At 67.9% G+C, this 14,266-nt stretch carries 9 protein-coding genes and 1 riboswitch; of the genes, 6 read left to right on the forward strand and 3 right to left on the reverse strand.

Features of this window, described 5'->3' with window-relative positions; translation table 11 throughout:
* Positions 1-89: 89 nt before the first annotated feature.
* Positions 90-1,439, reverse strand: coding sequence for a voltage-gated chloride channel family protein (locus tag Q0326_RS10825; RefSeq protein ID WP_298690019.1), 1,350 nt, complete (start codon positions 1,437-1,439; stop codon positions 90-92).
* Positions 1,440-1,462: 23 nt separating this feature from the next.
* Positions 1,463-1,539: riboswitch (Fluoride riboswitch) on the reverse strand.
* A 390-nt stretch (positions 1,540-1,929) separates the two neighbouring features.
* Between Q0326_RS10825 and Q0326_RS10830 the strand changes: the two genes are divergently transcribed.
* The 3 genes from Q0326_RS10830 (at position 1,930) to Q0326_RS10840 (ending at position 8,813) form a co-directional block, all read left to right on the forward strand.
* Positions 1,930-5,061, forward strand: a complete 3,132-nt coding sequence (locus tag Q0326_RS10830) for an autotransporter outer membrane beta-barrel domain-containing protein (protein WP_298690021.1) — start codon at positions 1,930-1,932, stop codon at positions 5,059-5,061.
* Positions 5,062-5,194: 133 nt separating this feature from the next.
* Positions 5,195-7,096 (forward strand): molecular chaperone HtpG, encoded by a 1,902-nt coding sequence (gene htpG / locus Q0326_RS10835; RefSeq protein ID WP_298690023.1) that lies wholly within the window; start codon positions 5,195-5,197, stop codon positions 7,094-7,096.
* A gap of 223 nt (positions 7,097-7,319) precedes the next feature.
* Positions 7,320-8,813 carry a hypothetical protein gene (locus tag Q0326_RS10840; protein ID WP_298690025.1) on the forward strand — a complete coding sequence of 498 codons (1,494 nt, stop codon included), beginning with the start codon at positions 7,320-7,322 and terminating at the stop codon, positions 8,811-8,813.
* 4 nt (positions 8,814-8,817) lie between these two features.
* On the opposite strand, the gene Q0326_RS10845 is transcribed toward Q0326_RS10840, so the two are convergent.
* A complete protein-coding gene (locus tag Q0326_RS10845) occupies positions 8,818-9,960 on the reverse strand; it encodes a glycosyltransferase family 2 protein (RefSeq protein ID WP_298690027.1) in 1,143 nt (380 codons plus the stop codon).
* 273 nt (positions 9,961-10,233) lie between these two features.
* Between Q0326_RS10845 and Q0326_RS10850 the strand changes: the two genes are divergently transcribed.
* Both Q0326_RS10850 and Q0326_RS10855 read left to right on the forward strand, forming a co-directional pair.
* Positions 10,234-11,373, forward strand: a complete 1,140-nt coding sequence (locus Q0326_RS10850; RefSeq protein ID WP_298690035.1) for an isovaleryl-CoA dehydrogenase — start codon at positions 10,234-10,236, stop codon at positions 11,371-11,373.
* Between the two features lie 124 nt (positions 11,374-11,497).
* Complete coding sequence (locus Q0326_RS10855) at positions 11,498-13,096, forward strand: carboxyl transferase domain-containing protein (RefSeq protein WP_298690029.1); 1,599 nt, start codon at positions 11,498-11,500, stop codon at positions 13,094-13,096.
* 38 nt (positions 13,097-13,134) lie between these two features.
* Here the strand turns inward: Q0326_RS10855 and Q0326_RS10860 are convergent, their stop codons facing one another.
* Positions 13,135-13,467, reverse strand: coding sequence for a GIY-YIG nuclease family protein (locus Q0326_RS10860; protein WP_298690031.1), 333 nt, complete (start codon positions 13,465-13,467; stop codon positions 13,135-13,137).
* 74 nt (positions 13,468-13,541) lie between these two features.
* Here Q0326_RS10860 and Q0326_RS10865 point away from each other — a divergent pair.
* The coding region (locus tag Q0326_RS10865; protein WP_298690033.1) for a biotin carboxylase N-terminal domain-containing protein at positions 13,542-14,266 on the forward strand (725 nt) is incomplete at its 3' end.

Below are 14,266 nucleotides of genomic sequence, written 5' to 3' on the forward strand. Positions count from 1 at the left end.
GCGCCACGCGCCGCGCCCAAATTGCCGCTGCGCTGTGCGCCGCGCAGTGACGGGATGCGTCGACGAGGATCGCCGACGCCTGACCGACGCTAGCGAAGGCGGAACGCGCGATGCGCGCGGGCGTCGCGCAAGGTCGCGTCGGGCACGAGATGCGCCGCCGGGATCTTGGGCACGGCAACGCGCTGCGACAAGTAGATGCCATTGTGACCAGAACAAAGATAGGCGACGAAGCACGCGACCGCGATCGGCACCGCATAGGCTGCGCCGAACAACTCGATCCCCATGAACGTACAGGCGAGCGGCGTATTGGCCGCGCCCGCGAACAGCGCGACGAAGCCGATTGCGGCGAACACGCCGGTCGGCACGCCGAACACCGGGGCGAGGGCATTGCCGAGTGCCGCGCCGATGAAGAACAGCGGCGTCACCTCGCCTCCCTTGAAGCCGGCGCTGAGCGTGACGACGGTAAACAGCAGCTTCAATGCCCAGCTCCACGGGTATGTACCAGGACCGAAGAAGCTGGCGATCGTAAGGCCACCCGGGGTTGTCGTCAGCGTTCCCAATCCAAGATAGTCGCGCGTGCCGACGAGATGGACCAACGCGATCACCGCGAGGCCGCCAAGTACGGGTCGCAGCGGACCATAAACGACGATGCGCTTTAGCCATCCCCCTAGCGCATGATTGGCCTCGGCAAATGCAAGGCCCGTCAGGCCAAATGCGATGCCCGCGATGCCGGCCTTGGCGACGAGCAGCGCATCGACCGGCACCAACGCATCGATCCTGTACACGCCGTGGTGGATGCCCCACGCGATACAGGTCCAGTCGCCGACCAGCGCCGCCGCGAGGCAGGGCACCAGCGCGCGATACTCGATGCGCCCGATCGCCAATACCTCCAACGCGAAAACCGCACCGGCGATCGGCGTTCCGAACACTGCGCCGAACCCCGCCGCGATGCCGGTCATCAGCAGGACGCGCGTCGCGTCCGCATCCAGCCGCAATGCCCGGCCGAACCCGCTGGCAAGGCTGCCACCCAATTGGACGGCGGTGCCCTCGCGTCCCGCCGACCCGCCCAACAAATGCGTCACGACGGTGCCGATGAAGATCAGCGGTGCCATGCGCAGCGGCACGCCACCGCCCGGTTGATGTATCTGCTCGACGATCAGGTTGTTGCCGCCCTCCACCGATCGCCCGGTTAAATGGTATAGCAGGCCGACGACGAACCCACCGAGCGGCAGCAGATAGAGCAGCCAGGGAAAGGCGAAGCGTAGCCGCGTTGCCGCGTCGAGGGTCCATAGGAAGGCGGCGCACAGCGTTCCCACCGCCGCCGCCATGGGGATCAGGATCAGCGCCCAACGCAGGACCGACACGGCGTGGTCCTGTCGGTTGCGGACGAACGCGGCCACGTTGAACTGGTGGTAGAGATTCCGAAACGTCGCGCGCACAATTCCTCCTTGCTGCCTTCCGGCGCTTGGTAGGAATCATCGGCCCTTGCCAGGGCGGTTCGGCCTGATGGCCCGGCGGAAATCCATCGCCGTCGCCGCACCTAGCTTTTCGAGCGTGATCGGTCAACCGATGGATGCATTCCCATGACACGATCGTGTCGGGACGGTCTGGCACGGCCGCGGAACCTGCCAGACCACAAGCCGCCCGATCCCTATCATGCCAACCAGAATGATTGGCTGGCCGATGCCACGACGGCAACCGCCGCATAGTCGGTCGTCAACGGGCCCGCCAAAACAGCAGCCCGTGGTTCAGCCGTATCCGAAGCCGTCCGGGTAAGCCGACCGCGTTCGCCCGCGGATCGCCGGCGGCGTGCGTACATTGTTCAGATTCGCGCAATCCGGCGTGGGGCCAAAGCGCGCCCACAGGGTCGAAAATGATGAGCGCGCACCGCACGCCAACGGGCGACGTCGCGCGGATTTGAGGGGTATCATGCGCCGTTTTCTGGTTGCGACCACATGTCTGACGCCGTTCGCGATCGTCTTCGCCGCCCAGGTGGCGTCTGCCGCGTCGGTCAGCGTCACCGGCACGCAGACCACACCGATCCAGACCTCGACCGCCAGCAGCGGCACCGCCGCCGACGTGAGCATAGCGAGCGGCGCCACCCTCTCGCCCGCGGCCGGCACCGCGGTGACGATCGACAGTGCCAACAGCGTCACCAACGCTGGCACCATCACGATCACCGGCGCCGACAATTCGGCCGGGATCGTCGCCAACGCCGGCCAGACCGGCGCGATCGCCAATAGCGGTACGATCACCGTCAACGAGACCTATACGCAGACCGACACCAATGGCGACGGCGTCGTCGACGGCGTCTTCGCCGAAGGCACCAACCGCTTCGGCATCCAGACGCTCGGCGCGCTGACCGGTGACGTCACCAACAGCGGCACGATCACCGTCAAGGGCAACAACAGCGCCGGCATCGCGCTCGGCGGGACGCTGACCGGATCGCTGAGCCAGAGCGGCACGATCACGGTCACCGGCGACAACAGCAACGGCATCACCACCGGGGCGGTGACGGGCAATGTCGGTATCGCCGGCACGGTCACCGCCACCGGCGCCAACGCCTCGGCCGTGCTGCTCGACGGCGCGATCGGCGGGACGCTCACCGTCCAGGCGACGCTGACCTCGACCGGTTATACCTCGACCACGCTGCCGGCCACGCAGACCTCGCTCGGCGCGGACAATCTGCTGCAGAACGGCCCGACCCTGCAGGTCGCCGGCAGCGTCGCCGGCGGGATGATCTTCACCGCGGCGCCCAGCACCACCGATTCGAGCGGCGCCGCGGTCACGACCACCGCCGCCACGATCACCTCCTTTGGCTCCGCGGCCGCGGTGCAGATCGGCTCGGCTTCGCAACCGGTGACGATCGGTGCGCTCGCCGCCGACACCAACGGCTACGGCTTCGACATGAACGGCACGGTCAGCGCGACCGGCGTCTATGACGGTGTCGCCGCGCATGCGCTGGTGATCGGTGGCCTCGGCGGCGCCGTTTCCATCGCCGGCGGCGCGTCGATCACGGGCACGATCTCGGCGGCGTCCAACGATGCGTCTGCGACCGCGATCGAGATCGGCAGCGGCGCGACCGTGCCGATACTGGCCCAAGGCGGCACGATCAGCGCGGTCGGCGCGGCGACGGCCGGGCAGACCAGCACGGCGCTGCTGATCGACGCTGGCGCGACAGCGCCGACCATCACGAACAGCGGCACGCTGACCGCGACGTCGTCGAGCACGAGCGCGGCCGCGCTCGCCTTTGCGGACCGCTCCGGCACGGTCACCCAGTTCACCAACAGCGGCACGGTCACTGCCAGCGGCGGCGCCAGCAATGTCGCGCTCGATCTGTCGACCGGCAACCAGGCGGTCACCGTCACCCAGGTCGCGCCGAGCAGCGGCACCAGCGTGCCGTCGATCACCGGTGACCTCCTGTTCGGATCGGGCAACGACACGCTCGCCGCATCGGCGGGCAAGATCAGCGGCAACGTCAGCTTCGGCGGGACCGGCACGATCGCCCTGTCGGGCACCGCGACGCTCACCGGCAACGCCGATTTCGGCAATCATGCGGGGCTCTTCTCCCTGGGAACCGGATCGGCCTTCACCGGCGCGCTGAACAATGCCGGCGGCGTCGCGCTGACCGTCGCGGGCGGCACGCTGTCGCTTTCCAACACGGGCGCCGTCGCGCTGTCGTCGCTGACGGTCTCCAACGGCGGCACGCTCGGTGTCCAGCTCAACGGGTCGACGGGTGCTGCGACCGACTATCTCGTCGCCGGCACTGCCAGCTTCGCCGCCGGTTCGACGATCGCGCTGCATTTCGCCAATATCTCCTCGGCAGTCGGCACCTACACCTTGGTCCAGGCCGGCACGCTGACCGGTGCCGGCAACGTCTCGGTCGACGCAGCGACGTTGCCCTATCTGTTCTCGGCGACATTGGCCCAGACGACGGGTGGCACCGGCCTCGACCTGTCGGTCGCGCCGAAGACGGCCGCGCAGCTCGGCCTAAACCGTGCGGCGACCGCGGCCTATCAGCCGATCCTCGCCGCTATCTCGGGCGACACCCCGCTCGGCGACTCCTTCCTGACCTATACCAATGCCGCCAGCCTGACCCGCGCTCTGAGCAGCATGCTGCCCGATTATGCGGGCGGCACCTTCAAGCAGGTCAGCCTCGGCTCGCGCCAGAGCGCGCGCTGGCTCGAGGATCCGGCAGCGCCGATGTATCAGGACGGCCGCTGGGGTGCCTGGATCCAGCAGGTCGGCTGGCTCGACAACAAATCGACGGGCGACACGGCCGGATATCGGCTGAGCGGTTGGGGCGTGTCGGCGGGCGGCGAATATTCGCTCGGCAAGATCGGCCGGATCGGCATCTCCGGCTCGTTCCTGACCGGCAACAACGATACCAAGGACACCAGCAACAGCATCCGCGACGATCAATATGAGCTCGGCGTCTATTGGCGTGCGGACTGGGGCGGGCTGCACGCCTTCGCGCGGGGCAGCGTCGCCACGATCCGCTTCCACGACGATCGCCAGTTCGCTGGCAGCGACGACGGCACGGCGTTCACGCGCACCGCGCAGGGCGCCTGGACCGGCAAGATGGAATCGGGGCTCGGCGGTCTGTCCTACCAGATCGCGCTGGGCGCCTTTTCGCTGCGGCCGCAGGCGTCGATCGATTATTACCATCTGCGCGAGCCGGGCTATGCCGAGACCGGCGGCGGCGTCGGCTACGACCTGCTTGTCGACACACGGACCAGCAACGAGCTTGCGGCGAACGGATCGCTCGTGGTCGGCTACCGCATCTTCCAGGACGAGACCGACGACAGCGCCTATATGCGCGTCGAGCTAGAGGGCGGGCGTCGCGCGATCATTGGCGGGACGCTCGGTGCGACGACGGCGAGCTTCGCCGGCGGCCAGGCGTTCACGCTGGTGCCCGACGCCGACAAGGGCGGCTGGACCGGCGCGCTCCGGCTCAAGGGCGGCAATAGCGGCTTCACGGCATCGGGCGAGGTCGATGGCCAGCGCGAGGACGGCGGCACCGCGGTCGCGATCCGGGCCGGCGTGCAGATGAGCTTCTGAGCGGGCGCGCCTCGCGCGGCGGATCGGCCATGGCGCAGGCCGGCGCGGCGGCGCCATCGCGCGGCCCTTGAAAGCCCCGGGTCCATCGGCCATCTGCACGAGCGACCACGATGGGAGCGCATAGGACAGCACCATGACGACGACCCCCGAGACGACCACCGACGCCGCGCCCGAGACGCGCTCCTTCGAGGCCGATGTCGCGAAGCTGCTGCACCTGATGGTGCACTCGGTCTATTCGGACAAGGACGTCTTCCTGCGCGAGCTGATCTCGAACGCGGCGGATGCCTGCGAGAAACTGCGCTACGAGGGGCTGAGCGACGCGACGCTGCTTGGCGACGACGGCCAGCCGCGGATCACCGTCACGCTCGATGCCACCGCGCGCACGCTCACCATCGAGGATAATGGCATCGGCATGAGCGAGGCCGAGCTCGCCGACGCGCTCGGCACGATCGCGCGCTCGGGCACCAAGGCGTTCATGGATCGCATCGCCGATGCCAAGGGCGATAAGGAACCCGGCGGTCAGCTGATCGGCCAGTTCGGCGTCGGCTTCTATTCGGCGTTCATGGTCGCCGATCATGTCGACGTCAGCTCGCGCCGCGCCGGCGCCGAGACGGCCGCGATCTGGTCGTCGGACGGGCTGGGCACCTATACGATCCGGACGGTCGATCTCGCCGAGGCGCCCGCGCGCGGCACACGCGTCCTGCTCCACCTGAAGGAGGATGCGGCGAACTATACCGAGCGGCACGCCGTCGAGCGCACGATCAAGGCGCAGTCGGGCCATGTCCCGGTGCCGATCTTTCTCAAGGAAAGCCCCGAGGCCGAGCTGGCCTCGATCGCCGACGGTGCCGCGCTGTGGACGCGCCCCAAGGCCGAGATCACCGCCGACGACTATAAGGATTTCTACCGCACCGCCGCGGGCCAGTTCGACGATCCGGCGCTGACGCTGCATTACCGTGCGGAAGGGTTGCACGAATATACCGTGCTCGCCTTCGTGCCCGGTACCAAACCCTTCGACCTGTTCGATCCCGATCGCGCCGGCCGGATGAAGCTCTACGTCCGCCGCGTGTTCATCACCGACGAGGCGCAGATCCTGCCGCGCTATCTGCGCTTCGTGCGCGGCCTGGTCGACTCCGCCGACCTGCCGCTCAACGTCTCGCGCGAGATGATCCAGGAGAGCCCGGTGCTCGCCGCGATCCAGAAGGGCGTCGCCAACCGCGTCCTGTCCGAGCTCGAAAAGCTTTCGGCGAGCGATGCCGAGGCCTATCTCAGGATCTGGGACGATTTCGGCGCGGTGCTCAAGGAAGGCCTGTACGAGGATTTCGCGCGGCGCGAGACGCTGCTCGGCCTCGCGCGCTTCAAGACGACGGCGTCGGGCGGCGAATGGCGCTCGCTCAAGGACTATGCCGCAGGTCTCAAGGAGAACCAGACCGCGATCTATTATGCGACCGGACAGGATCTCGACCGACTCGCCTCGTCGCCGCAGCTCGAGGGCTTCCGCGCGCGCGGGATCGAGGTGCTGCTGCTGCCCGATCAGGTCGACAGCTTCTGGGTGACCTCGGGCGTCGATCACGACGGCAAGCCGTTCAAGTCGGTGACGCAGGGGCTCGCCGATCTCGGGCTGATCCCGCTGCTCGACGGCGCGCAGGCCGCGCCGGTGGCCTCCGACGCGGTCAATGCATTCATGGCCTTCGTCAAGGCGACGCTGGGCGACGCCGTGTCCGACGTGCGCGCCTCCGAGCGCCTGACCGACAGCGCGGTCTGCCTGGTAGCGCCCGATCATGGCATGGACCGCCAGCTCGAGAAGCTGCTTGCCGGCGCGGGTCAGCTCGGTGCGGCGGCGAAGCCGGTGTTCGAGATCAATCCGCGCCACGCGCTGATCACCAGGCTCAGCGAGGTCGCCGACGGCGATGCCCTACGCGAGGATGCCGCACACCTGCTGTTCGACGAGGCGCGGATCGCCGACGGCGAACTGCCGCTCGATCCGCGTGCCTTTGCCGAGCGGCTGACGCGCGTGCTCGGGCGCGGATTGGGGTGAGGGCTAGCGCTTCGCCGGCCTTCCATTGTCAGGTCGGACCCGATCCGGCATCGCGGGCCGCACGTAGCGGCGTGTTCAGCCCTGGATCCCGGGTCAAGCCCGGGATCGCGGTGGGAGAGACGCGCGCCGCCACCCGCTCCGTCATAGGCCTCGCATCGGCGGAATCGAGCCGCGCGGTGTCGGTTGCGCCGTTCCGCGGGATTCGCGCGCCCGTGACCATGCCATGATCGGCGCAGATCGTCTCGGCGCCGGGCAGTCGTCCCGGCGCTACGCGCTGTTCGTGATGGCGGTCGTTGCGGTCGCGTTGCTCACCCGCTTCCAGCAGTTCGGCAATCCGATCGTCCATATCGACGAGCAATTCTATCTGCTCGTCGGCGATCGCATGCTGCACGGCGCGCTCCCCTATGTCGACATCTGGGATCGCAAGCCGATCGGGCTGTTCCTGATCTATGCCGCGATCCGCGAACTCGGCGGGTCGGGGATCCTCCAATATCAGCTCGTCGCGACCGGCTTCGCGATCGCCACCGCGCTGGTCGTCGAGCGTTTGGCGGCGCGCTGGGCGGGGCCGCGCGGGTCGCGGATGGCGGCGCTGCTGTATCTGTTGTGGATTCCGCTGCTGACCGGGCAGGGTGGCCAGTCGCCGGTGTTCTACAATCTGTTCGTCGCGCTCGCGGCGTTGTCGGTATGCCGGGCGGCGGAGAGCCGGCGATCCCCGTCATCGCTGATCCTGACCGGTGGCGCCGCCATGCTGGCGATCGGCGTCGCGCTGCAGATCAAATATAGCGCGGTCTTCGAAGGCGGTCTGTTCGGACTGACGCTGATCCTGGTCGCGCTGCGGGACAAGCTCCGCTGGACGGCGCTCGCGCTCGTCGCCCTCCTGTGGATCGCGCTCGCGCTGCTGCCGACCGTGCTTGCCGTCGCGACATATTGGAGGCTCGGGCATCTGCAGGACTATTGGTTCGCCAATTTCGTCTCGATCTTCCGGCGCCACGCGCTCGACAAGCATGACGGGCTGCGTAACGCGGCGACGCTGTCGCTCTATCTTGCGCCGCTGATCATCCTGGCGACGCATGGGATACGGCTGCGACTGACCGCGACCCGCGATGCGGTCACGCTGTTCCTCTCGGCCTGGCTCGCGGTCGCCGTCCTGTCGGTGATCGCCTTCGGCTATTATTTCGATCATTATGGCCTGCCGATCGTCCTGCCGGCCGCCGTCGGTGCGGCGGTTGCGCTCGATCGTCGCCGTCGCGCGGATTGGCCGCTGCTGATCCTCACCGGCGCATCGCTCGCCTGCCTGATGCTGCCGACCCTCAACCAGCGCCGTCGCGGGACGCCCGCCCAGTTCGCGCGCCTCGTCGCTGTGATCCGCCCCTATGCCGCGCAGGGCGTCTATGTGTGGGACAATCTGCCGATCATCTACCATGTCCTCCCCGCCGCTCTGCCGACACGCTATGTCTTCCCGACCCATTTGCGCGATCCCAACGAGCAGGGCGCGGTCGGCGTCGATCAACCGCGCGAACTCGAGCGCATCCTTGATGCGCGCCCTGCGGTCATCGTGATCGAAAACCAGCCGGGCAGTGAGCACGAGCCGCCAGTCGTCCAGATGGCCGCGCATCTTGCGCGCGACTATCATCCGATCGCCGCGATCCGCGTCGGCCGTCGCGACCAGATCGTCTATGCGCGAAACGGTGCCCGGCCGGACACCGCGTCGCGCTGACCGGTCAGCGCTTGCGCCAGGTCACCAGCGTGGAGGCGAGGAAATTCCACAGCGAGCCGACCAGCGCGCCTGCCACGCCCGACACCCACCAACGGTGATGCTCGGCGAACAGCAGCGCGCCGATGCCGACATTGGCGAGCGCGCCGAGCCCGCACACCGTATAGAAGGTCGCGAGTCCGGTCAGCAGCCGCCAGCCTTTGAGCCGGCGATCGCGGAAGGTGATCATGTTGTTGATCGCGAAGTTGAACGCGATCGCGGCGATCACCGCGACCGTCTGCGCTTCGTCGAATCCCGCGCCGCTTAGCCCCAGCATGCCCCTTAGCACCGCGAGATGGACGCCAAGGCCGAGCGCGCCGACGCCGCCGAACATGACGAGACGCGGCGGCAGCACGCGCTCGATCAGCCGATCGGCGATGGTCACGATATAATCGAGCACGACGCCGGTGCCGAGCTTGCTCTCGCCCGCGGTCCGCGCGCGGAACTCGAACGGCAGCTCGACCGCGCGCAGCGGCTCGGGGCTGGACGTGAGCAGATCGAAGAGGATCTTGAACCCGCGGCCGGACAGGCGCGGCAGCAGCGCCTCGACGCGGTCGCGGCGGATCGCGAAGAAGCCGCTCATCGGATCGGCGACCGGCGCGCTCAGCACGAGCTGCGACAGACGCGTCGCCGCGCGGCTGCAGGCGACGCGCGCACGGCTCCACTCGCCGGTCGACCCTGCGCTGCAATAGCGCGAGCCGATCGCGACATCGGCGCTGCCGTCGCGCACCAGCGCGAACAGCCGGGGCATCAGCCGCTCGTCATGCTGGCCATCGGCGTCGATCACCGCGACGACGGGCGCCATCGTCGCCATCATCCCCTCGATCACCGCGCTCGACAAACCGCGCCGGTCGAAGCGGCGGATGACCCGAATGTCGGCGCGATCCGCCGCGAGCTCGGCGATGCGCTCGGGCGTGCCGTCGCGCGACCAGTCGTCGACGAACAGGATTTCGTAGCGCAGGCCCATCAAGGCGACGTCGAGCGCCATGACCAGCGGCGCGACGTTGGCCGCCTCGTTAAAGGTCGGAACGATGACCGCCAGATCATAGCCCAGCGGATCGAGGCCAGGGCGGTCTACGGTACGAGTGGCGAGTACGGCGCCAGGGGCCACAATGTTCCTTCCGATCGCGGGGCTGCTGCATAGCCCAACGCCTCATTACCTACACTGGGTACCGTATGACAAAAATGTCAGAAGGTAGCGGTGCCATTGCGAGCGCAGTTGGCGCCGGATCGATCGCCGCGGGGATGTCGTCGCCGGTGCGCGGCGGGCGGCGCAGCCTGCGCTTGCGCTTTGGGCTTTTTCTGCGAGCGTCGATCGCGTAGCGCGGGCCGCAAAGAGAAAGAGGAGAGCGGGTTGGCGGAGCTGGATTTCGGGCTGGGCGAGATGGCGGACATGATCCGCGAGACGACGCGGCGCTTCGCCGTCGACAAGATCGCGCCGCGTGCCGCCCGGATCGACGCGGAAGACCGGTTTCCGCGCGAGCTGTGGCCCGAAATGGGCGCGCTGGGGCTGCACGGCATCACCGTCGAGGAGGAATTCGGCGGGCTGGGCCTGGGCTATCTCGAACATGTCGTCGCCTGCGAGGAGGTCAGCCGGGCCTCGGCTTCGGTCGGCCTATCCTACGGCGCGCATTCCAACCTGTGCGTCAACCAGATCCGCCGCTGGGGCTCGGCCGAGCAGAAGGCGGCCTATCTGCCCAAGCTGGTCTCGGGCGAACATGTCGGCAGCCTGGCGATGTCCGAGGCGGGGGCGGGGTCCGACGTCGTCTCGATGAAGCTGCGCGCCGACAAGGTCGACGGCGGCTGGCGGCTCAACGGCACCAAATTCTGGATCACCAACGCCGCCTATGCCGACACGCTGGTCGTCTACGCCAAGACCGTGCCCGACGCCGGATCGAAGGGCATCACCGCCTTCCTGATCGAGAAGGACTTCGCCGGCTTTTCGATCGGGCAGAAGATCGACAAGCTGGGGATGCGCGGGTCGCCGACCGCGGAGCTGGTGTTCGACGACTGTTTCGTGCCGGACGCGCAGGTGATGGGTCCGCTCAACGGCGGCGTGAAGGTGTTGATGTCCGGCCTCGACTATGAGCGCGTCGTGCTCTCGGGCATCCAGCTCGGCATCATGCAGGCCTGCCTCGACGTGGTCGTGCCGTTCGTACGCGAGCGCCGGCAGTTCGGCCGCGCGATCGGCGAATTTCAGCTGATGCAGGGCAAGATCGCCGACATGTATGTCGCGCTCAACTCGGCGCGCAGCTATTCCTATGCCGTGGCGCGCGCCTGCGACGCCGGGCAGACGACGCGCTTCGACGCGGCCGGTGCGATCCTGCTCGCCTCCGAGAATGCGGTGAAGGTCGCGGGCGAGGCGATCCAGGCGCTGGGCGGGGCGGGCTACACCAAGGACTGGCCGGTCGAACGCTATTGGCGCGACGCCAAGCTGCTCGACATCGGTGCTGGCACCAACGAGGTCCGCCGCATGCTGATCGGCCGCGAACTGATCGGCCACGACGCACCGAGGGCGCAATGATGCGGGGTAGCCAGCAGCAATTTCCACTTCGTCACCCTGAACTTGTTTCAGGGTCCCGCCTCGGCCAGGCCGGACAGCCTCGAAGCGGGATGCTGAAACAAGTTCAGCATGACGGGGACAAATGATGGGAGCGACCCTTTCGACCCTGGCCGATCCGTCCTCGGAAGCCTTCCGCGCCCGCGCCGCACACAATCGCGCGCTTGCGGAAAAACTCCGCGCCGATGTCGCGCGCACCGCGCTCGGCGGAGCGCAGGCGTCGCGCGATCGCCACGTCTCGCGCGGTAAGCTGCTGCCGCGCGACCGCGTCGGCCATTTGCTCGACCCCGGCGCGCCCTTCCTCGAGATCGGCCAGCTCGCGGCCAACGGGCAGTATAACGACGAGGTGCCCGGTGCGGGGGTGATCGCGGGGATCGGCCGCGTCTCGGGGCGGATGTGCATGATCGTCTGCAACGACGCGACGGTGAAGGGTGGCACCTACTACCCGCTCACCGTCAAGAAGCACCTGCGCGCGCAGGAGATCGCGCTCGAGAACCGGCTGCCGTGCATCTATCTGGTCGACAGCGGCGGCGCCAACCTGCCGCACCAGGCCGAGGTCTTTCCCGATCGCGACCATTTCGGCCGGATCTTCTTCAACCAGGCGCAGATGTCGGCGCAGGGCATTGCGCAGATCGCCTGCGTGATGGGCAGCTGCACCGCGGGTGGCGCCTATGTGCCGGCAATGTCCGACGAGAGCGTGATCGTCCGCAACCAGGGCACGATCTTCCTGGCCGGTCCGCCATTGGTCAAGGCCGCGACGGGCGAGGTGATCACCGCCGAAGAGCTGGGCGGCGGCGACCTCCACGCGCGCAAATCGGGGGTGGTCGACCATCTCGCCGAGAATGACGAGCATGCGCTGACGATCGTGCGCGACATCGTCGCGACGCTGCCCGCCGACCGCACTCCGGATGTCGCGCTGAAAATCCCGCGTGCGCCCAAATTCGCAGCGGAAGAGCTGTACGGGCTGGTTCCCGAGGATGTTCGCGCCCCCTACGACGTCCATGAGATCATCGCGCGGCTCGTCGACGCGTCCGAGTTCCACGAGTTCAAGCCGCTCTACGGGACGACGCTGGTCACCGGCTTCGCGCATATCTGGGGGATGCCGGTCGCGATCCTCGCCAACAACGGCGTGCTGTTCTCGGAGGCCGCCGTCAAAGGCGCGCATTTCATCGAGCTCGCCTGCCAGCGCCGCGTGCCGCTGCTGTTCCTGCAGAATATTTCGGGCTTCATGGTCGGCGGTAAATACGAGGCCGAAGGCATCGCCAAGCATGGCGCCAAGCTCGTCACCGCGGTGGCAACCGCAAGCGTGCCCAAGATCACGGTGCTGATCGGCGGCAGCTTCGGCGCGGGCAATTACGGCATGGCGGGGCGCGCCTACAGCCCGCGCTTCCTGTTTTCCTGGCCCAACAGCCGGATCTCGGTGATGGGCGGCGAACAGGCGGCTTCGGTATTGGCCACCGTGCACCGCGACGCGGACACATGGTCGCCGGAGCAGGCCGAGGCGTTCAAGGCGCCGGTCCGCCAGAAATATGAGGAAGAGGGCAATCCCTGGAACGCCACCGCGCATCTGTGGGACGACGGGATCATCGATCCGGCCCAGACCCGCGACGTGCTGGGCCTGAGCCTCGCCGCCTGCCTCAACGCCCCGCTTGCGGAGGGCCCCCGCTTCGGGGTGTTCCGGATGTGAGGGGGGCAGATCCCCTATGCCGTCACCCTGAACTCGTTTCAGGGTCCCGCCCGCTCCCCGTCTCCGTCGGTGAGAGGCGAGAAACCAAGCGCAATCGCCAAATCCTCCCAATGTGGGTTGGCGGCCTCGATCAGATTGAGCTTCCAGTCTCGATGCCAACGCTTGAGCTGCTTTTCGCGGCCGATCGCGGCGTCCATCGTATCCGCCATCTCGAAATAGATGAGCCGCTTCACCCTGTACCGTGTCGTGAAGCCCGGCACCGTGCCGCGCCGGTGCTGGTCGAGCCGCGACAGAAGGTTGGACGTCACGCCGATATACAGCGTCCCGCGCGGCGCGCTCGCAAGCATATAGACGCACGGCTGCCGATCCATAGCGGACGTGAGGATACCGCAGTCTGCGGGATGCTGAAACGAGTTCAGCATGACGGGATGGAAAGAAGGCTCGCATGATCACCTCCCTGCTCATCGCCAATCGCGGCGAGATCGCGTGCCGGATCATCCGCACCGCGCGCGCGCTCGGCATCCGCACCGTCGCGGTCTATTCCGAAGCCGACGCCCAAGCCCTCCACGTCCGCTCCGCCGACGAGGCGGTGGCGATCGGGCCGGCGCCGGCGCGCGACTCCTATCTGGTCGGCGAGCGGATCATCGCTGCCGCCAGGCAGACCGGCGCCGAGGCGATCCATCCCGGCTACGGCTTCCTCTCCGAGAACGCGGACTTCGCCCAAGCCGTGATCGACGCCGGGCTGGTCTGGGTCGGGCCCACGCCGGCGAGCATCCGCGCGATGGGGCTCAAGGACGCCGCCAAGACGCTGATGATCGCGGCGGGCGTGCCCGTCACGCCGGGCTATCTCGGCGACGACCAGTCGCCCGAGCGGCTCCAAAGCGAGGCCGATGCGATCGGCTATCCAGTGCTGATCAAGGCGGTCGCGGGCGGCGGCGGCAAGGGGATGCGGCGCGTCGAGTCCGCCGCCGACTTCCGCGACGCGCTCGATTCCTGCCGGCGCGAGGCGGCGTCGTCGTTCGGCGACGACCGCGTGCTGATCGAGAAATACATCCTCAGCCCGCGCCACATCGAGGTGCAGATCTTCGGCGACAGCCACGGCCAGGTCGTCCATCTGTTCGAGCGCGACTGCTCGCTCCAGCGCCGCCACCAGAAGGTGATCGAGGAGGC

It is taken from the genome of uncultured Sphingomonas sp. (genome assembly GCF_937859915.1).
Classification (GTDB): domain Bacteria; phylum Pseudomonadota; class Alphaproteobacteria; order Sphingomonadales; family Sphingomonadaceae; genus Solisphingomonas.